Raw genomic sequence first — 20,010 nt, forward strand, 5'->3', positions numbered from 1 at the left:
GTCAGGGAGCCATTGTTATGGCAAAAAAGTAAATCAACCTTGGCACAAGGGAAGAGCGGGATACGGGGCAGACGTAGAATAGAAGTTCTGAACTACGATACACCCAGAAGCGCCCCACCTTGTTTCCCCGATTTCTTGACGAATTCGGGGATTTTGGAGCATTAAAATGCTCCTGGTGACAGCCCAAGGGATTCAGCCCCCGTGGCCGATAATACATGCTGCCATACATGCACTACCTCGGCGCCGCTCCCCCTCCTGTGTCGTCTGCGGATTGGCTCCTCAAACACGATACCTGGGCGGCGCGCCTCTTCTGGCTTACTCACAAGTGAGCAAGTAGCCGTATAGAAATAAAATTTTATGCGTCAGATGTCAACGTCTGGAAGCCAGCGATTTATCGGTCTGCACCAGAGCAATCAAGGTGTAAGGCAGCGCTGGGGTCGCTTTGCCATTTATCGCAATAGTTTTTCCTTCTTCATTACGGGCAAAAAATGGCACAACACCGCTATTTTTCTCCAGATATTCCAGCCAGCCAAAATTTTCATTCAGACGTGTTGCTTTGATGGTCGCTCCCTTGGCTAACAGACGGCTCAAACGACTCCAGGTGATATCTTCAGGAAAAAATTTTTCATGGCGACGAAAACGGGCGCACATGTGCAGTGTTGCTTAAATCGAGAAAGTTTTCGGTGTGTTCAGATCTGGCATTTCCGTAATAAGCAGGTAATTCTTGAAACGTAGCGTCAGAGCGCCTTCACTGTTTTTCTCAGTGTGGACGGGGTCACCTGGGACTGAGTCCACCCCGGCAACTTTTTAGCTGGCACATAATCTGAAACGGTATTCCCGGTGCAATGGTAGAAAAATCATCACAAATCCTGTTTTGTGGATATACAATTGACCGCAGTCACAGTTCTCAAATCAAAAGGGTAACGCTATGAAAAATATCAACCCAACGCAGACCGCTGCATGGCAGGCTTTGCAGGCGCATTTTGACGAAATGAAAGACGTCACAATCGCTGAGCTGTTCGCTCAGGATGCTAACCGTTTTGGTAAATTCTCCGCCACTTTCGACGATTCAATGCTGGTGGATTACTCCAAAAACCGCATCACCGAAGAAACCCTGACCAAGCTGCAAGCGCTGGCAAAAGAGACGGATTTGCAGGGCGCAATTAAATCCATGTTCTCTGGCGAGAAGATTAACCGCACTGAAGACCGTGCTGTGCTGCACGTTGCACTGCGTAACCGCAGCAACACGCCAATCATTGTTGATGGCAAAGATGTGATGCCAGAAGTTAACGCGGTGCTTGAGAAGATGAAAACCTTCTCTGAGAGCATCATCAGCGGTAACTGGAAAGGCTACACCGGTAAAGCGATCACTGACATTGTGAACATCGGTATCGGCGGTTCAGACCTCGGCCCATTCATGGTGACCGAAGCGCTGCGTCCTTACAAAAACCACCTCAACATGCACTTTGTGTCTAACGTTGACGGGACTCACATTGCTGAAGTGCTGAAGAATGTTGATCCGGAAACCACGCTGTTCCTGGTCGCTTCTAAAACCTTCACCACGCAAGAAACCATGACCAACGCCCACAGCGCGCGCGACTGGTTCCTGGCAACGGCTGGCGATAACAAACACGTCGCGAAACACTTCGCCGCGCTGTCTACTAACGCGAAAGCGGTTGGCGAGTTCGGTATCGACACGGCGAACATGTTTGAGTTCTGGGATTGGGTCGGCGGCCGTTATTCCCTGTGGTCCGCGATTGGCCTGTCCATCATCCTGTCTGTGGGTTACGAAAACTTTGTAGAACTGCTGTCTGGTGCGCATGCCATGGACAAGCATTTCGCAAACACCCCGGCAGAACAGAACCTGCCAGTGCTGCTGGCGCTGATTGGTATCTGGTACAACAATTTCTTCGGCGCTGAAACCGAAGCAATTCTGCCATATGACCAGTACATGCACCGTTTTGCTGCTTACTTCCAGCAGGGCAACATGGAATCCAACGGTAAATACGTTGACCGTAACGGCAACGCTGTTGATTACCAGACTGGCCCAATCATCTGGGGGGAGCCTGGCACTAACGGCCAGCACGCGTTTTACCAGCTGATTCACCAGGGCACCAAAATGGTTCCGTGTGATTTCATCGCACCAGCAACCAGCCACAACCCGCTGTCTGATCACCATCCTAAGCTGCTGTCTAACTTCTTTGCTCAGACAGAAGCACTGGCATTTGGTAAAGCTCGCGAAGTGGTTGAGCAGGAATATGCAGCTCAGGGCCTGGATCCTAAAACGCTGGATCACGTTGTGCCGTTCAAAGTGTTTGAAGGCAACCGCCCAACCAACTCCATCCTGCTGCGTGAAATCACGCCGTTCAGCCTGGGTGCACTGATTGCGCTGTATGAGCACAAAATCTTTACTCAGGGCGCGATTCTGAACATCTTCACCTTCGATCAGTGGGGCGTTGAATTAGGTAAGCAACTGGCGAACCGTATTCTGCCTGAACTGGGTGATGCGGCAGAAATCAGCAGCCACGACTCTTCAACGAACGGCCTGATTAACCGTTATAAATCCTGGCGCTAATACCCGTCATACTTCAAGTTGTGGCGGTGTTGGCTGCACTTACTCACCCCAGTCACTTACTTTAGTAAGCTCCTGGGGATTCGTAAGTTTGCCGCCTGGCCACAACTCGAATTATTTAGGGTATAGGTAATTGGATTTAAATATAAGCCGGCCTTATGCGCCGGCTTATTTATGGGTATTGCATAATTATAAGATAATTCCCCTTGTTGCATAATTCCCTCATATATCTCCGCTGAGGTTAATCCTAAAAATACCTATATCCTGATAATTCAGGAGGTTTATTTTCGGATTAATTAGATGAATATGAATTTCATAAATATTATAATTTACTGTTTTTAATGATTTTTATTGTATGTAGATAACCTGTTTTTGATTATTTTTCCATTTATCTTAAAGCGCCTGTCATATTCCCCACTGCGGTCTTCCACTATTACTTGTTGTGTATACTCGAAAGCGCCTGAAATTCTTTTGGGTAAATCTCCATTCATTCAATGAAGGGAAATTGTTATGAAGAAAGTTCTTTATGGCGCTTTAGCCATATTCACGCTGGCAGCAGCTGGTGCGGCGAGTGCAGACCCGGTAGCAGTCGGTGAAGCGGCCGGCGCACAAGCGACTTCTGTGTCCGCAGGCAGTTCTACTGCGACCAGCGCCAGCACTGTCGGGTCGGCAGTGGGTGTAGCACTTGCTGCAACCGGTGGTGGCGATGGTTCCAATACCGGGACCACAACCACCACGACGACCAGCACCCGTTAATTTCGCGGGTGATTTAACTCTAACCACACTTCGGTGTGGTTATTTCGACTCCGGGGAAACCTCGTGCAGCGACTCGTAATTATTCTTGCCTGCCTGGTACTTCAGGCTTGTTCTGCCACCACGCAAGGCCTTGGTTCATCTCTCTGGCACAGCATTGTCGGTAGTGACGGTGTACAACTGACCAATGACGACATTCAGAATATGCGCTACGCCAGCCAGTACATGAGCATCAATAACGGCCCACAAATATTTGTTGTTCTGGCGTATGACGAAAATGGTCAACAAAAATGGGTAACACAAGACCGGGCGATGATCGTCACCGAACAGGGCCGCATCGTAAAAACTACCGGCCTTGGCGACAACCTTCAACAAGTCACCAACCTGACAAGCGACCCGCTGGCAAACGCCAACCAGATTATTGATGGCGTGAGCTGGACGCGGCAAATGGCCTGGACCGAACATCAACAGGTGCGAATGGCGACAGCGCGTTCGACCTTCACCTGGGACGGCACCGATACACTAAAAATCGCTGAAAGCACCACGCCCGTTCGCGTGCTGAACGAAGAAGTTACCGCTTCCGGCAAAACCTGGCATAACCGCTTTTTGATCGATAGCGAAGGACATGTCCGCCAGTCAAAACAATATATTGGACCGGATTATTGGCCTGTCACCACGACTCTGTTGAAGGCGGCAAAAGAATGAAAATAACAGCCAACTCTGGGTGGATGGCGCTTTGCCTGGCCGCCCTGCAACTCAGTGCTTATTCGTATGCCGCCGGGAATGTGACTATTTATCCTGGCAATCAGCAACTCACCAACGTAGAGCGCCTCGGTGATTTAGTCTCTCAGCCCTCACTTGCGCGGGCCTGGTGGCCAGGCGCGGTGATTAGCGAACGGCAGGCAACGGCGGTTGCAGAACAAGAGCACCAGAAATTGTTAGCCGCTTTATCAGGCTTTGCTGCCGAAGAAGACGGTGACGATGCCGCAGCAATCAATGGCGTGCGCCAGCAAATGCAGGCCATTCACGTTACCGGGCGGCAGCTTATCGATCTCGACCCTGACTGGGTGCGCGTCCATCCTCGCGCCAATGTTCCACTGCAAGGTGATTACAGCCTGTGGGCCGGGCCGCAGCCTTCCACTATCACGCTGATAGGGCTGGTGAGTTCACCGGGAGTGAAACCTTTCGTTGCCGGACGCAGCGCCGACGAATATCTCGATGGTATCGACAAACTCAGTGGCGCCGACCGCAGTTTCGCATGGGTGATTTACCCGGACGGCAAAACCCAAAAAGCGCCAGTGGCCTACTGGAATAACCGCCATGTCGAACTCACTCCAGGCAGCATCTTGTTTGTCGGCTTTAAAGAGCGACTATTTAATTCTGATTTCAACGATTTGAATCAGCAAATCCTTAACTCTCTGACTCATCGGAGACCGGATTGATGAAAAAGAAATATCTCTACAGCCTGCTCGCGCTGGCCGTATCTACTGCCTGCCAGGCAGAAACCTTTCCAGACCCTGTCGGACCGTCGCAATCGGATTTCGGCGGTGTAGGTTTGCTGCAAACACCGACTGCACGTATGGCGCCTGAAGGCGAGTTTAGCCTCAATTATCGCGATAACGATCAGTACCGTTTTTACTCCGCCTCGGTACAGCTTTTCCCTTGGCTGGAAACGACTTTGCGCTACACCGACGTGCGTACCAGAGAGTACAGCAGTGTCGAAGCATTCTCGGGAAACCAGACTTACAAAGATAAAGCCTTCGATATGAAAGTGCGTCTTTGGGAAGAAGGTTATTACCTGCCGCAGGTGGCGGTGGGGGTGCGTGACTTAGGCGGAACAGGCCTGTTCGACAGTGAATACGTTGTGGCGAGCAAAGCCTGGGGGCCGTTTGATTTCACGCTCGGTATGGGCTGGGGTTACATGGGCACCAGCGGCAACGTGAAGAACCCGTTTTGCGAAGTGAGCGATGGCTTCTGTTACCGCGATAACAGTTACAACCAGGCCGGTTCGTTCAACTTTAGCGGCATGTTCCATGGCCCGGCATCACTGTTCGGCGGTATTGAATACCAGACTCCGTGGCAGCCGCTGCGCCTGAAAGCGGAATACGAAGGTAACAATTACACTCAGGATTTTGCTGGCAAGCTCGAGCAACGCAGCAACTTTAACGTCGGCGCTATCTATCGCGTCACCGATTGGGCCGACGTTAACGTCAGCTATGAACGCGGCAATACCTTTATGTTTGGGGTGACGTTGCGAACTAACTTCAACGATTTGCGACCAGGATATAACGATAATCGTCGCCCGCAATACCAGCCGCAACCACAAGATGAAATTTTGCAGCCGACCGTGGTGGCGAACCAGTTGACGCTTCTCAAATATAACGCCGGTCTGGCCAACCCGAATATTCAGGTGAAAGGCGATACTTTGTATGTCAGCGGGGAACAGGTGAAATACCGTGATTCCCGTGAAGGTATTGAACGCGCAAACCGCATCATCATGAATGACCTGCCAGAAAATATCCGCACCATTCACGTGACAGAAACACGCCTCAACCTGCCACAGGTGACGACCCAAACGGATGTCTCGAGCTTACGCCACCACCTGGAAGGCGAGCCGCTTGGGCATGAAACACAACTGGTGCAAAAACGTGTTGAGCCGGTCATTCCAGAGAAAACCGAGCAGGGATATTTCATCGATAAATCGAAAGTGAACTTCTCGATTAACCCGGTGTTGAACCAGTCTGTTGGCGGGCCAGAGAGCTTCTACATGTACCAGGTTGGCGTAATGGGAACCGCTGACTGGTGGGTGACGGATCACTTGCTGACTACCGGCAGCCTGTTTGCCAACATTGCCAATAACTACGACAAATTTAACTACACCAATCCACCGAATGATTCGACGTTGCCGCGTGTGCGTACCCATGTGCGTGACTACGTTGAGAACGATATTTACGTCAATAACCTGCAAGCCAACTACTTCCAGTATTTGGGCAACAGCTGGTACGGCCAGGTGTACGGCGGTTATCTCGAAACCATGTATGGCGGGGTGGGTGCCGAGGTCTTGTATCGTCCCATCGACAGCAATTGGGCCATTGGCGCGAACGCCAACTACGTCAAACAGCGTGACTGGACTAGTCCGATGGACATGATGAAGTTCACCGATTACAGCGCGCCAACTGGCCATATCACCGGCTACTGGACACCTCCGTTTGCTGATGACGTGTTGATTAAACTCAGCATCGGCCAGTATCTGGCTAAAGATAAGGGCGGCACGCTGGAGATCTCCAAACGCTTCGACAGCGGCGTGGTTGTCGGGACTTATGCGACCATTACCAATGTGTCGAAAGAGGAGTACGGGGAAGGGGACTTCACCAAAGGTTTCTACGTGAATGTGCCGCTGGATATCTTCTCGTCGTCGCCAACCCGCAGCCGTGCACAAGTGAGCTGGACACCGTTGACGCGTGACGGTGGGCAGATGGTGGGACGTAAGTTTGAGTTGTATGGGATGACGAGCGATCGGGATATTAATTTCCGGTGATCACGCCCTCACCCTAACCCTCTTCAGGGGGTTAGGGTGAGGGGAGTTACGCAAACAGAAAAATTAGATCAAGATCACATTTTTAACGTATAACAACACCTCTATACCAGAACAAGAGGCGTTCCTATGACAACCACCCCCGGCGTTGAGCTCATCGCTAAAATTATGCAAATGGTCCTCAATCTGGCGTTGCTTGCGCTTGGTCTGATCCTCATCATCTTCCTGGGTAAAGAAACGCTGCATTTAGCCACATCGTTATTTGCACCCACCGATCAAGCCAGCAAGTACCAACTGATTGAAGGGCTGGTGGTTTACTTCCTGTACTTCGAATTTATCGCTTTGATCGTTAAATACTTTCAGTCGGGTTATCACTTCCCGCTGCGCTACTTTATCTATATCGGCATCACCGCCATTGTGCGTCTTATCATCATCGACCATAAAGATCCGCGCGATGTGCTGATTTACTCCGGAGCAATCCTGGTGCTGGTGATTACGTTGTGGCTGTGTAACAGCAACCGTTTAAAACGAGAATAAAAAAAGGCGGCCCAAGGGCCGCCATAAGTAAATCCAAGGTCAAATGAGGGTTTTGCAGTGGCATTACATAATGTGAAGCAATAACGAACAGGAAATCTTAACCCTTCACCCCGCCAGCCGTCAGGCCGCTCACCAGCCAGCGCTGCGCCAGTAAGAACACGACAGTAATCGGGATTGCAGAAAGTACAGCGGCTGCGGCAAAGTCGCCCCACAGGTAGTTTTGTGGGTTGAGGTATTGCTGCATACCGACCGCGAGGGTGTAGCTGTTAACATCGCGCAGCAACAATGAGGCCACTGGCACTTCGGTAATTGCGGCGATAAACGACAGAATAAACACCACCGCCAGAATCGGTACAGAGAGCGGTAAAAGCACCAGGCGGAAGGCTTGCCATGGGGTTGCACCATCCAGTGCTGCGGCTTCTTCCAGTGAGTTATCAATCGTTTCGAAATAACCCTTAATCGTCCAGACATGCAGCGCGATACCGCCAAGATAGGCGAAGATCACCCCACCATGTGTATTCAAACCGATAAACGGAATGTACTGACCGAGGCGGTCAAACAAGGCGTACAACGCCACCAGTGACAGCACCGCCGGGAACATCTGGAAAATCAGCATCCCTTTCAGCAGCGTGGCTTTGCCAGGGAAACGCATACGGGCAAAAGCGTAGGCACAAGTTGTCGAGAGCGTCACGATACCCAGCGCAGTAATCGCCGCGATTTTGATCGAGTTCCACAACCATAACAGCACCGGGAACGGCGGTGGTGTTACGCTGCCATCGGCATGTTGCACGCTGAAACCAAGTGCTAATTTCCAGTGCTCCCACGAGATTTGGTCCGGGATCAGGCTGCCTGTCGCGAAGTTACCCGGACGCAGTGAAATCGCAATAACCATCAGCAGCGGGAACATGATCGCGGCGATAAATATCAGTAACAGTAAGTGCGTCGTGAAGAGTCGCAGCTTTTGAGATTTGGGTTGTACCATAGCCATGTGTGTTGCTCCTTAATCAAACTTCATGCGGGTGGCTTTCAGGTTAACAATCGCTAATGCGCCAACCAGAATGAAGATAAGCGTTGCAATAGCCGCAGCTAAACCAAAGTCCTGACCGCCGCCGCCTTCGAAGGCGATGCGGTAGGTGTAGCTCACCAGCAAGTCCGTATAACCCGCAGGAGTTGTGGTTCCCAGTCGGTCCGGACCACCGTTGGTTAACAGTTGAATCAGCACGAAGTTGTTAAAGTTAAAGGCAAAACTTGCGATCATCAGCGGTGTCAGCGGCTTAATCAGCAGCGGCAGCGTAATCTTAAAGAAGTTCTGGAACGGGCCTGCGCCATCCATTGCAGAGGCTTCGTACAGGTCGTCCGGAATCGCTTTCAGCAAGCCCATGCACAGAATCATCATGTACGGATAACCAAGCCACGTATTCACGATAATTATCATTGAACGCGCAGTGGTCGGGTCGCTAAACCAGGCGGGTTTGATACCAAACAGTGAGCTCAACATCATGTTGATTTCACCGAAACTTTGGTTGAACAAGCCTTTGAAAATCAGGATAGAAATAAACGATGGCACCGCGTATGGCAGTATTAACATCACGCGATAAATCGCTTTGCCTTTCAGGGATTCCCACTGCACCACGCAGGCCAGAATCATGCCAACCGCCACGGTGAGAATCACCGTCAGGATTGAGAAGATCACCGTCCAGACGAAAATCGCCATAAACGGTTTCTGAATACCTTCATCGTGGAACACACGCAGGAAGTTCTTCCAGCCGATAGTCACGGTGTAGCCCGGGCTTAGCTGTTCGTTGCCCCAGTTGCCATCGGCGTTAACCGACTGATAGAAACCAATGCCGTTATTCGGGCGGTACTTCACGCCGCTTTGGTTGTTGGTCAGTTCACCATTTTCGCCCTGCGTATAAAGCGGGCGGGTGCCGGAGAACTGGCGCAGGGAGCTCATGGTCAGGGTGCTTTCATCAGGCATTTGCGCGGTGATTTGCGTCAGCGCCGCACGGTTTTGCGTAATCACGCGCAGATTGGCTTTCTCACCCGCAGGAAGAGCATCGGCGTCTTTCAGTTTCAGGTGTTGAGCGCCGCCAAATTTAAAAGCGTCGGAGATGAAATTCTTGCCGGATTCGCCGTCGGTGAGGGCCAGTTGCCACTCGTCACCCGCCGGATACAGGCCGAAGTTAAAGGTTTTTCCCGCCTGATACTGGCGGTCCATCAGCACCTCCTGCGCACGTTCCTGCGTCAGTTGGTTGGTGCTGCTGTAGTTGGTGAAGGCGATGGCGATGGTACAGACCAGCGGGAACAGGACGAACAGCCCCATGCCGGCCAGACCAGGATAAACATAACGCCAGGCATAAGCCTTGCGGTTAGCGTAAATATATAAGCCAAGTGAGCTTAAAATCAGCGTCATAATGGCGAACAGGTACTCCCCCTGGGCGTACATTAATACCACAAGATAACCAACCAGCAGTCCCAACAGGCCGATGACTGACCACTTCAGCACATCGCTTTGCCACCAGTGGCTCTTTTTAACTACATCCATGGGGTGTTCCTCAACAGCTTTTCATCTGAAACCACCCTCACCCTAACCCTCTCCCTGAGAGAGAGGGGATTGTCCGGTTTTCTCCCTCTCCTTTAGGGAGAGGGCCGGGGTGAGGGGGAAGTTCTTACTTAGTAATACGTCCCTGAGCGTCTTTCATCGCTTCATCAACAGTCTGGCGACCGCTGACTGCGTTGATGACTGCGGTACGAACGGCATACCAGAACGCAGACATCTGCGGTACGTTCGGCATGATTTCGCCTTTCTGGGCGTTATCCATGGTGGCGGCGATACGTGGATCTTTCGCCAGTTGATCCTGGTAGGATTTCAGTGCCACGGCACCCAATGGCTTGTCTTTGTTAACGTCAGCCAGGCCCTGATCGGTCAGCAGGTAGTTTTCCAGGAACTCTTTCGCCAGTTCTTTGTTAGGGCTGGCGGCGTTGATACCGGCACTCAGCACACCCACGAACGGTTTAGATGCTTTACCTTTAAAGGTAGGCAGCAGTGTCACGCCGTAATTGATTTTGCTTTTATCAATGTTCGACCATGCCCACGGGCCGTTGATTGTCATCGCCGTTTCGCCTTTGTTGAAGGCTGCTTCAGCGATGGAATAATCGGTATCCGCATTCATTTGTTTGTTTTTAATCATGTCGACCAGGAAGGTCAGGCCTGCTTTCGCGCCTGCGCTATCCACGCCCACATCTTTCACGTCGTATTTGCCGTTTTCGAGTTTGAACGCATAACCACCGTCAGCGGCAATCAGCGGCCAGGTGAAGTACGGTTCTTGCAGGTTGAACATCAACGCGCTCTTACCTTTCGCTCTCAGCTGCTTATCGAGTGCCGGGATCTCTTCCCAGGTTTTCGGCGGGTTTGGTACCAGGTCTTTGTTGTAAATCAGAGAGAGCGCTTCAACCGCGACTGGGTAAGCAATGATTTTGCCGTTGTAACGAACTGCGTCCCAGGTAAACGGATAGAGTTTGTCCTGGAAAGCTTTGTCTGGAGTGATTTCGGCCAGCAGGCCAGATTGTGCATAACCACCGAAACGGTCGTGTGCCCAGAAGATGATGTCCGGGCCATCGCCGGTCGCCGCAACTTGTGGGAATTTTTCTTCCAGTTTGTCCGGGTGTTCGATGGTGACTTTAATACCGGTATCTTTTTCAAACTTCTTACCGACCTCAGCCAGGCCGTTATAGCCTTTGTCACCATTAATCCAGATGACCAGTTTGCCTTCTTCTATTTTTGCCAGTGCAGAGGCGGAAAACATCATCGTTGTCAGGGCAGACAGAGCGAGGATGCGGGCGCCAGTTTTAATTTTCATATTTATTCCCATCCTTTGAATGGTGGTTTGCTTTGCGCGTGGATACATCAAGGTCAAGGTAGTGGCGTTACGGTTGCCAGTTTGCGCAGATGGCAAGTGCTTCTCATCCTCCTTGGCCCTACGCCCCCACCCGGGTATCTGTGATCTGCATTCCATAACTGACAGTTATGTGTGCTGGAGCACACAAAACTACCCAGAAATTTGAAACCACGATCACGAAAAACTGTCACGCCCACTGCAACCGGTTGCAGAGCAACCCTTCTCATCCTCCCGCCTCCTCCCCCATAAAAAACAGCGGGGTGGAGGATTCACGAAATGTATCGATCCGTCATAGTCCGACACATCTTGAATCACCTGCCCAATAGCAGCGTGACGGAATGAAGGGAGAAGTGCATGGCAAGCGTACAGCTACGGAACGTAACAAAAGCCTGGGGTGATGTGGTGGTGTCGAAAGATATTAACCTCGACATCCAGGAAGGTGAGTTCGTGGTTTTTGTTGGACCGTCAGGCTGCGGTAAATCCACTCTGTTACGCATGATTGCAGGTCTGGAAACGATCACCAGCGGTGATTTATTCATCGGTGATACTCGCATGAACGACATTCCTCCCGCTGAGCGTGGCGTCGGCATGGTGTTCCAGTCTTATGCTCTTTATCCCCATCTTTCCGTTGCTGAAAATATGTCCTTTGGGTTGAAGCTCGCAGGCGCTAAAAAAAGCGATATCAATCAACGTGTCACCCAGGTTTCAGAAACTTTGCAACTGGGGCATTTATTAGAACGCCGTCCGAAAGCACTTTCTGGTGGGCAGCGTCAGCGCGTAGCGATTGGCCGTACGCTGGTGGCTGAACCACGTGTATTCCTGCTTGATGAACCTCTTTCAAACCTTGATGCGGCACTGCGTGTGCAGATGCGTATTGAGATTTCCCGACTGCATAAGCGCCTTGGTCGCACCATGATTTACGTCACGCACGACCAGGTCGAAGCGATGACGCTTGCAGACAAAATTGTGGTGCTGGATGCCGGGCGCGTAGCGCAAGTCGGCAAACCGCTCGAGCTGTATCACTACCCGGCGGATCGTTTTGTTGCGGGCTTTATTGGCTCGCCAAAAATGAACTTCCTGCCGGTGAAAGTCACTGCCACGGCTATCGATCAAGTCCAGGTTGAATTACCAAACCGCCAGCAAGTCTGGCTGCCGGTAGAAAGTAAGGAAGTGCAGGTCGGTGCCAACATGTCTCTCGGTATTCGCCCGGAACACTTACTGCCAAGCGACATTGCTGACGTCACCCTCGAAGGTGAAGTGCAGGTGGTTGAGCAGCTTGGCCATGAAACTCAGATTCATATCCAAATCCCCGCCATCCGTCAGAATCTGGTGTACCGCCAGAATGACGTGGTGTTGGTAAAAGAGGGTGCCACATTCGCTATTGGCTTGCCGCCAGAGCGCTGCCATCTGTTCCGTGAAGATGGCACTGCATGTCGTCGGTTGCATCAAGAGCCAGGTGTTTAAGCATTCCCATAAAAAAGAAAAGCAATGATCTCAGGAGATAGAACGATGATTACTCTGCGCAAACTTCCACTGGCGGTCGCCGTAGCAGCAGGCGTTATGTCTGTTCAGGCTCTGGCTGTGGACTTCCACGGTTATGCCCGTTCTGGTATCGGCTGGACCGGTAGCGGCGGTACACAAGAGTGTTTCCAGGCAACTGGTGCTCAATCTAAATACCGTCTTGGTAACGAATGTGAAACCTATGCGGAATTGAAACTGGGTCAGGAAGTATGGAAAGAAGGCGATAAGAGCTTCTACTTCGATACTAACGTGGCGTACTCCGTAGCACAGGACAATGACTGGGAAGCAACCAGCCCGGCATTCCGTGAAGCAAACGTGCAGGGTAAAAACCTGATTGATGCGCTGCCAGGTGCCAATATGTGGGCAGGTAAGCGTTTCTATCAACGTCATGACGTTCACATGATCGACTTCTACTACTGGGATATTTCTGGTCCTGGTGCAGGTCTGGAAAACATCGATGTTGGCGTAGGTAAACTTTCCTTCGCGGCAACGCGTTCTTCTGAATCAGGCGGTTCTGCGGCATTCAACGATTTCAATGCTGACGGTACCCGTAACTACAGCAACAAAGTACCAAATGACGTATTCGACGTGCGTTGGGCAGGTATTGAAACCAACCCAGGCGGTACCCTGGAACTGGGCGTTGACTACGGTCACACCAACATTCCTGACGACTATTATCTGCAACCAGGCGCTTCTAAAGATGGCTGGATGGGTACGCTTGAACATACCCAGAGCATGATGAAAGGCTACAACAAGTTTGTTCTGCAGTACGCAACAGACTCCATGACCTCTAACGGTAAAGGCCAGGCGCAGGGCGGCAGCCTCGATAACGACGGTTATCTGTTCCGTGTTATTGACCATGGTGCGATTACCCTGGCAGACCAATGGGACCTGATGTACGTCGGTATGTACCAGAACCTGAACCTGGATGATAACCAGGGGACTGAGTGGTACACCATCGGTGTTCGTCCAATGTACAAATGGACGCCAATCATGAGCACCCTGTTGGAAGTTGGCTACGACAACGTGAAATCCCAGGAAACTGGCGATCGTAACGGTCAGTACAAAATTACCCTGGCGCAACAATGGCAGGCAGGCGACAGCATCTGGTCCCGTCCGGCACTGCGTGTCTTCGCAACCTACGCCAAGTGGGATGAGAAATGGGGTTACGCTAAAGATGGTAACGGCGATTCAACTCGCTTCCAGATCAGCGACTCTTCTGGCAACAGCACCTTCTCTACCAGCCGTGGCAATGACGATGAGTTCAGCTTCGGTGCCCAGATGGAAATCTGGTGGTAATACAGCATTAACCTGAAGTGAAGAAATGATGGGGAGTTCGCCACTGAACTCTCCATCATGATTACCCTTGTATGCCAATGCCTGCTTCGATGGAAAGCGCTATTGCCTGGCTAACTTTCCACTGATTTCCCATTCGAGGTTTATAAAAATGAAAATGAAAAAAAGTCTCCTCGCACTCTGCCTTTCCGCAGGGTTGCTCGCCAGCGTGCCTGCCGTAAGCCTGGCTGATGTGAATATCGTTCCACAGGATATATCAATGGCACCCGCCGTGCCGACTTCTGCATTACAACAATTGCAGTGGACACCAGTCGATCAATCAAAGACATTGACGACGACGCTGGCTACCAGTGGTCAAAGCCTGAAAGCCGGAGATATTACTGGCCCGGTTGCAGCCTATAGCGTCCCTGCCAACATTGGTGAGCTGAATATCACGCTGACCAGTGAAGTGAACAAAAACTCAGTATTTGCGCCAAATGTGTTAGTGCTTGATCAGAATATGACGCCTGCGGCTTACTTCCCGGCAAGCTACTTTGCCTATCAGGAGCCCGGCGTAATGTCTGCCGATCGTCTGGAAGGCACGCTGAAATTAACACCAGCACTGGGGCAACAAAAACTCTATTTACTGGTCTTCACCACCAATAAAGACACCCAACAGACCACCACGATGATTGACCCGGCCAAGGCTTATGCGAAAGGCACGGGCAACGCTGTTCCGGATATTCCAGACCCGATTGCCCGCCACGGCACTGACGGCACGCTGAAGATTAAAGTGAAAACCTCTTCTGCTTCGAGCGTATTAGTCGGCCCACTATTCGGTTCATCAGGCCCAGGCCCGGTCACGGTTGGTAATACTGCAGCACCAGCCGCAACTTATGTTGCCCCGGCAGCTGTTGCTGCCACAGCGGCGGCACCAGCTACCGCCGCGCCCGCCAAAAAATCGGAGCCAGTGCTAAGCGATACAGAAACGTACTTCAACCAGGCTATCAAAGATGCAGTCGCAAAAGGCGATGTAGATAAAGCCCTTAAACTGCTGGATGAAGCTGAACGCCTGGGATCGACTAGCGCCCGTAAAACCTTTATCAGCAGTGTAAAAGGCAAGGGGTGATGGTTTCCCCGCAGTGCTGATGTTTGAAGTTTGGTGCGCCGCCTGGCGCACCTTTTTTCCTTCGTCATCCTTCAAGCTGACTCTGCGTTGGCTGCTCTCACAAACCCGAATCACTTACATGAGTAAGCTCATCGGGATTTTCTCATTTGCCGCCTTGATTCAACTCGAATGATTTAGAAGGCCTCCGACCTGTTAAATTGTTGTGAGCTTTTCCCTGCCCCGCTATACCTATTCTGCGTTACAATGACTGCCGGTTTTGTTTCGGAGAAATTCCCATGTCTGACGCGCTTTCGCCACTGCGCGCCTTACGTTTTGAAGCTACGATTCCCGAGGAGCTGAGTGCATCGCTTCTTGACTGGTTGTTGCTTGAAGACTCGATGACCAAACGCTTTGAGCAGTATTGTTCCAAAGTTACTGCCCGCATTGTGCGTGAAGGTTTTTTCGAATCGCATGTCGTTCTTCCAGAAGCTGATATGTTGCCAGAGTCCAGCCGTTATTGGTTGCGCGAAGTTGTGCTTTGCGGTGATGAAGAACCCTGGCTTTTGGGGCGCACGGTCGTACCTGAATCCACTCTGGAAGGGCCTGAGCTGGCTTTGCAACAGCTGGGCACCACGCCGCTTGGGCGTTATCTGTTTAATACATCTTCCCTGACCAGGGATTTTATTGAGATTGGCCGCACTGCGGAGTTGTGGGGGCGTCGTTCCCGCTTGCGATTAGCCGGAAAGCCATTGGTGCTGACTGAGCTTTTCCTTCCTGCTTCCCCGCTGTATGGAGAGGAAAAATAATGGAGTGGAGTCTGAAACAGGGCAAATGGCAGGCGTATCAACGCCTGATGCGGCTTGATAAGCCGATTGGCTCGCTTTTACTGTTATGGCCCACTTTATGGGCGCTATGGCTTGCGACACCGGGTGTACCGCCGCTTACCATTTTAGCGGTGTTTATCGCTGGCGTATGGATGATGCGCGCCGCCGGTTGTGTGGTGAATGACTACGCCGACCGCAAATTTGATGGCCACGTAAAACGCACGGCGCACCGGCCGCTGCCGAGCGGGGCGGTGAGTGAGAAAGAAGCGCGCATATTGTTCGTGGTGCTGGTGCTGCTCTCGTTCTTACTGGTGTTGACGCTCAACACCATGACAATATTGCTGTCGGTAGCAGGGTTGGCGCTTGCCTGGGTTTATCCATTCATGAAGCGTTATACCCATCTGCCACAAGTGGTGCTGGGTGCGGCATTCGGTTGGTCAATCCCGATGGCATTTGCTGCGGTGAGTGAATCTGTGCCGCTAAGTTGCTGGCTGATGTTTTTGACCAATATCTGCTGGGCTGTGGCTTACGACACGCAATATGCGATGGTCGACCGTGATGATGATGTGAAAATCGGCATAAAATCCACGGCGATACTGTTTGGCCGCTTTGATAACCTGATCATTGGTATTTTGCAGTTTACGGTGATGGTGCTGATGGCGGTGATTGGCTGGTTAAATGGACTAGGTGGGGCTTTCTACTGGTCTATTGCACTGGCGGGTGCGCTATTTATTCATCAACAACGCCTGACAGCAAATCGCGACCGCGATGCTTGCTTCCGTGCTTTCCTGAATAATAACTACGTTGGACTGGTGCTGTTTATTGGGTTGGTGCTCAGTTACGTGCACTTCTAATTATACCCATCGCCCTTCAAGTTGCAGGGTTGTTGGCTGCTCTCATTCACCCGAATCACTTACTTGAGTAAGCTCATCGGGATTCATTCGATTGCCGCCTACCTGCATCTCGAAGTAGCTCGGGTATAAGAAACTAAATGGCGGATGACACTTCGTTTATCCGCCAGATTTTTTACTCAGTCGCGGCCTGCGACGTCGCGCTTTCAATCGTCAAACGCACATCCGGCATGATCAGCTCTGCCAGCATCTGGTAGACCTTCATCGTTTCGGCGGGTTCTGCATCCCCGGTGTCGCTGATGTAGCCTTCATCACGCAAAGTTAAGACCAGCGAGGTGAATACGGCTTTATCAAAGAACTCCGGTGCGTTAATGCCATGCAATACCGACAAACGTTGGGCAACGGTGCGGCTTTCGCGCTCCAGTGTCCCACGGTTTATTGACGGATTAGCACTCAGCAGCCAGAAAGTAATGGCGTAACGTTGCAGCGTTTCACGAACACCTGCCGCCAGAAGCTGCATAGTGCGCGAGCGTGCCGGGTTAATCACCACCTCTTCACCCGTAAGGGTAATCAGATCCTGGCGAACCAACTCATTGAGCAGCGCATCCATTTCACTGGCAAGATCGGCTTTTTCCCAACGCAGGAACAGCTCAGACTTCAGCATCGGGTAGAGCAGCTCGACCTGACGCAAAAGCTCGCTACGGGAAATGTGGCGATGTTGCGTGATAATCGCAGCCAGCAGAGAAGGCAACACCAGCATATGCAGGATGTTGTTACGGTAGTAAGTCATCAGCACTGCCTGCTCACGCGGCAGAATGATGATGTCACCAATCGTATCTTTCTCTACTTCAAACTTGTTCATCTGCAACGCATGTTCGATAAGTGCTTCTGCTGGCTGATCTGGCGCGGTAGCGTCCGGTGAATACGGCACATTACGCAACAGGCTCAGGTAGCAGTTGAGCTGTTCGGTCAGTTGTTCGCGCGTCAGTGAACGCTGGCGCGATGCCAGGAGCGCGGTACAACACAGGTTCATGGCGTTTGCCGCGCCTGCATTGTTAATACGCACCATCAGTTCGGCAGCAATTTCATTAACCGTTGGCGTTAACCATGCCGGGCGAATGGATTCAATCGGGTCGATTGAATCACGCCACTCAGGCACTCGCTGGTTCAGGAATGTCATCAACGGCATCGGTTCGCCGAAGTTCACATAGCCCTGCCCGAGGTTACGCAGCTTGCTCAGCCCGCGCACCATCTGCATGAAGCTCTCTTTCTCTTTGGTCGCTCCGCGCAGTTCTTTCGCGTAAGTCCCCACTTCCATTACATGCTCGTAGCCAATGTAAATCGGCACTAATGTAATTGGACGAGTACCGCCACGCAGCATGGCCTGAATGGTCATCGACAGTGTGCCGGTTTTCGGGTCAAGCAAACGTCCGGTACGAGAACGGCCACCTTCCACAAAGTATTCGACGGAATAGCCACGGCTGAACAGTTCGCCAAGATATTCACGGAACACGGTGGAGTAGAGTTTGCTGCCTTTAAAGGTACGGCGAATAAAGAACGCGCCCAGGCGACGGAAAATCGGGCCTGCTGGCCAGAAATTCAGGTTGATACCCGCCGCGATGTGCGGAGGAACCAGCCCCTGGTGGTAAAGCACGTAAGACAACAGCATGTAGTCCATGTGGCTGCGGTGGCAGGGAACATAGACAATCTCATGGCCGTCGTGAGCCAGCTGGCGCACACGTTCAGCATTATGAACGTTAATGCCCTGGTACAGGCGGTTCCACGTCAGACCTAACACGCGGTCGGTCAAACGAACGGCTTCGTAGGAGAAGTTCGCTGCAATTTCTTCCATCAAGGCAACAGCATTCTGCTGCGCTTTTTCATGGGAGATTTTCTTACTGCGTGCTTCGTCTTCTACTGCGCGTGCAATCGCTTTTGAGGCCAGAAGTTTGTTAAACAAATCCTGGCGCACCGGCAGACGCGGGCCGACAGTCGCTAAACGCTGGCGAGCAAAGTGCATACGCGCCACTCGTGCCAGTTTTTGGGCGATTTTTTTGTCTGTACCGTGATCGGTTGCCATCTGACGTAGCGAAACAGGTGCCGAGAAACGCACAAAGCTGTCGCGCCCAAGCCAGGACACCGCGAAGAATTTCTGAATGCCGTTAAGCATTTTCAATGGCGGATTCACTTCGCCTTTTTCGCGGCCAGGTGAACGGCCAAACATGACCGACACTGGCACCATCTGCACATCCAGGTTTGGATTGCTACGGTGCAAATCGAGGTAATCGTGGAACAGCTTGATCGACTCTTCTTTTGGTGTGTAGTACGTGAACACACGCGGGCCGCCATGAATAAAGACATAGCGCGGCAATACCGCACCGTCGATTTCTAATGGCTCGAGAGGGTCGGGCAAGTTATGCGCGAGGCATTGTGCGCGCAGCGTTAATAAGTCCGCCTTTGAGTTATACGGCAGCACGTACATTATTGGACGTGTAGGATCTAAGCCCAGTTCGGTTTGTGGATCAGCCGGAATGGACTTGCTCTTTACCAGAACGCCTAATGGTAAATTAAGTAATTTGTAGTAGATTCTTGGCCAGCCTGACATAAACGATGTAAAGCCTCAGGTTAATGATGCAAATTCGCCGCAAGAATATCAGAATCTGGCTCAGATTTCTGTGGCGTTGCAATATAGATAAGCATTGACCCAAATAATTTGAAAAGGTTTCCCAAAATGGCGAGCAGTACCACTGGACTTACCCGTATCATCAAAGCCGCAGGCTATTCATGGAAAGGGCTCAAAGCAGCCTGGATTAACGAAGCGGCTTTCCGCCAGGAAGGCGTCAGCGCGGTAATCGCCATTGCCATTGCCTGTTGGCTGGATGTCGACCCTATCACCCGTGTTTTGCTTATCGGCTCAGTCGTGCTGGTCATGATTGTCGAGATCCTCAATAGTGCTATTGAGGCCCTTGTAGACCGCGTTGGCACTGATTATCACGAACTTTCCGGGCGTGCCAAAGACATGGGCTCAGCCGCTGTATTAATAGCAATTATCCTCGCAGTCGTTACCTGGGTCACGCTGCTTTGGCCGCATTTGCGCGGATGATTCCAGAATAGTTAAGTCCCTGGTTTTTTGCT

17 protein-coding genes and 1 riboswitch are annotated in these 20,010 nt (G+C 51.5%); of the genes, 12 read left to right on the forward strand and 5 right to left on the reverse strand.

What is annotated here, in order from left to right; genetic code table 11:
* Nucleotides 1-99: 99 nt before the first annotated feature.
* Nucleotides 100-318, reverse strand: a riboswitch (Lysine riboswitch).
* 51 nt (nucleotides 319-369) lie between these two features.
* On the reverse strand, nucleotides 370-651 hold the full coding sequence (locus M975_RS20310) for a hypothetical protein (RefSeq protein WP_064561692.1): 282 nt from the start codon (nucleotides 649-651) through the stop codon (nucleotides 370-372).
* 277 nt (nucleotides 652-928) lie between these two features.
* Here M975_RS20310 and pgi point away from each other — a divergent pair, with 277 nt between their 5' ends.
* From pgi to psiE, 6 genes are all read left to right on the forward strand, one after another.
* Nucleotides 929-2,575 carry a glucose-6-phosphate isomerase gene (gene pgi, locus M975_RS20315; protein ID WP_064561693.1) on the forward strand — a complete coding sequence of 549 codons (1,647 nt, stop codon included), beginning with the start codon at nucleotides 929-931 and terminating at the stop codon, nucleotides 2,573-2,575.
* Between the two features lie 507 nt (nucleotides 2,576-3,082).
* Nucleotides 3,083-3,328: an exopolysaccharide production protein YjbE gene (yjbE, locus tag M975_RS20320; RefSeq protein ID WP_064561694.1), complete on the forward strand. Its 246-nt coding sequence runs from the start codon at nucleotides 3,083-3,085 to the stop codon at nucleotides 3,326-3,328.
* 63 nt (nucleotides 3,329-3,391) lie between these two features.
* Complete coding sequence (locus M975_RS20325) at nucleotides 3,392-4,030, forward strand: YjbF family lipoprotein (RefSeq protein ID WP_064561695.1); 639 nt, start codon at nucleotides 3,392-3,394, stop codon at nucleotides 4,028-4,030.
* A complete protein-coding gene (locus M975_RS20330) occupies nucleotides 4,027-4,767 on the forward strand; it encodes a capsule biosynthesis GfcC D2 domain-containing protein (RefSeq protein ID WP_064561696.1) in 741 nt (246 codons plus the stop codon). The genes M975_RS20325 and M975_RS20330 overlap by 4 nt, the downstream gene beginning before the upstream one ends.
* Entirely contained in the window at nucleotides 4,767-6,863 is a 2,097-nt protein-coding gene (locus tag M975_RS20335; protein WP_064561697.1) for a YjbH domain-containing protein, read from the forward strand. The genes M975_RS20330 and M975_RS20335 overlap by 1 nt, the downstream gene beginning before the upstream one ends.
* 126 nt (nucleotides 6,864-6,989) lie before the next feature.
* Nucleotides 6,990-7,397, forward strand: coding sequence for a phosphate-starvation-inducible protein PsiE (psiE, locus tag M975_RS20340; protein WP_064561698.1), 408 nt, complete (start codon nucleotides 6,990-6,992; stop codon nucleotides 7,395-7,397).
* Between the two features lie 97 nt (nucleotides 7,398-7,494).
* Here psiE and malG read toward each other — a convergent pair whose 3' ends face one another.
* The 3 genes from malG to malE all read right to left on the reverse strand — a co-directional run bounded on the left by malG (nucleotide 7,495) and on the right by malE (nucleotide 11,257).
* Nucleotides 7,495-8,385, reverse strand: coding sequence for a maltose ABC transporter permease MalG (malG, locus tag M975_RS20345; protein ID WP_034492378.1), 891 nt, complete (start codon nucleotides 8,383-8,385; stop codon nucleotides 7,495-7,497).
* Nucleotides 8,386-8,397: 12 nt separating this feature from the next.
* Nucleotides 8,398-9,942, reverse strand: a complete 1,545-nt coding sequence (gene malF, locus M975_RS20350; protein WP_064561699.1) for a maltose ABC transporter permease MalF — start codon at nucleotides 9,940-9,942, stop codon at nucleotides 8,398-8,400.
* Between the two features lie 124 nt (nucleotides 9,943-10,066).
* Nucleotides 10,067-11,257 carry a maltose/maltodextrin ABC transporter substrate-binding protein MalE gene (gene malE / locus M975_RS20355; RefSeq protein WP_064561700.1) on the reverse strand — a complete coding sequence of 397 codons (1,191 nt, stop codon included), beginning with the start codon at nucleotides 11,255-11,257 and terminating at the stop codon, nucleotides 10,067-10,069.
* 393 nt (nucleotides 11,258-11,650) lie between these two features.
* On the opposite strand from malE, the gene malK reads away from it, so the two are divergent.
* The 5 genes from malK (at nucleotide 11,651) to ubiA (ending at nucleotide 16,878) form a co-directional block, all read left to right on the forward strand.
* Nucleotides 11,651-12,760 (forward strand): maltose/maltodextrin ABC transporter ATP-binding protein MalK, encoded by a 1,110-nt coding sequence (gene malK / locus M975_RS20360; protein ID WP_064515357.1) that lies wholly within the window; start codon nucleotides 11,651-11,653, stop codon nucleotides 12,758-12,760.
* Nucleotides 12,761-12,805: 45 nt separating this feature from the next.
* Complete coding sequence (locus M975_RS20365; RefSeq protein ID WP_245164499.1) at nucleotides 12,806-14,116, forward strand: maltoporin; 1,311 nt, start codon at nucleotides 12,806-12,808, stop codon at nucleotides 14,114-14,116.
* Nucleotides 14,117-14,264: 148 nt separating this feature from the next.
* Nucleotides 14,265-15,221, forward strand: coding sequence for a maltose operon protein MalM (gene malM, locus M975_RS20370; RefSeq protein ID WP_064561702.1), 957 nt, complete (start codon nucleotides 14,265-14,267; stop codon nucleotides 15,219-15,221).
* A gap of 275 nt (nucleotides 15,222-15,496) precedes the next feature.
* On the forward strand, nucleotides 15,497-16,006 hold the full coding sequence (gene ubiC, locus M975_RS20375) for a chorismate lyase (protein ID WP_064561703.1): 510 nt from the start codon (nucleotides 15,497-15,499) through the stop codon (nucleotides 16,004-16,006).
* Nucleotides 16,006-16,878 carry a 4-hydroxybenzoate octaprenyltransferase gene (ubiA, locus tag M975_RS20380; RefSeq protein WP_064561704.1) on the forward strand — a complete coding sequence of 291 codons (873 nt, stop codon included), beginning with the start codon at nucleotides 16,006-16,008 and terminating at the stop codon, nucleotides 16,876-16,878. Before ubiC ends, ubiA begins: the two co-directional genes overlap by 1 nt.
* A 172-nt stretch (nucleotides 16,879-17,050) precedes the next feature.
* Here the strand turns inward: ubiA and plsB are convergent, their stop codons facing one another.
* Nucleotides 17,051-19,480: a glycerol-3-phosphate 1-O-acyltransferase PlsB gene (gene plsB, locus M975_RS20385; protein ID WP_064561705.1), complete on the reverse strand. Its 2,430-nt coding sequence runs from the start codon at nucleotides 19,478-19,480 to the stop codon at nucleotides 17,051-17,053.
* 126 nt (nucleotides 19,481-19,606) lie between these two features.
* Here plsB and M975_RS20390 point away from each other — a divergent pair, with 126 nt between their 5' ends.
* Nucleotides 19,607-19,978, forward strand: a complete 372-nt coding sequence (locus M975_RS20390; RefSeq protein WP_064561706.1) for a diacylglycerol kinase — start codon at nucleotides 19,607-19,609, stop codon at nucleotides 19,976-19,978.
* Nucleotides 19,979-20,010 lie beyond the last annotated feature (32 nt).

Source organism: Buttiauxella brennerae ATCC 51605 (assembly GCF_001654925.1).
In the GTDB taxonomy this organism is placed as follows: domain Bacteria; phylum Pseudomonadota; class Gammaproteobacteria; order Enterobacterales; family Enterobacteriaceae; genus Buttiauxella; species Buttiauxella brennerae.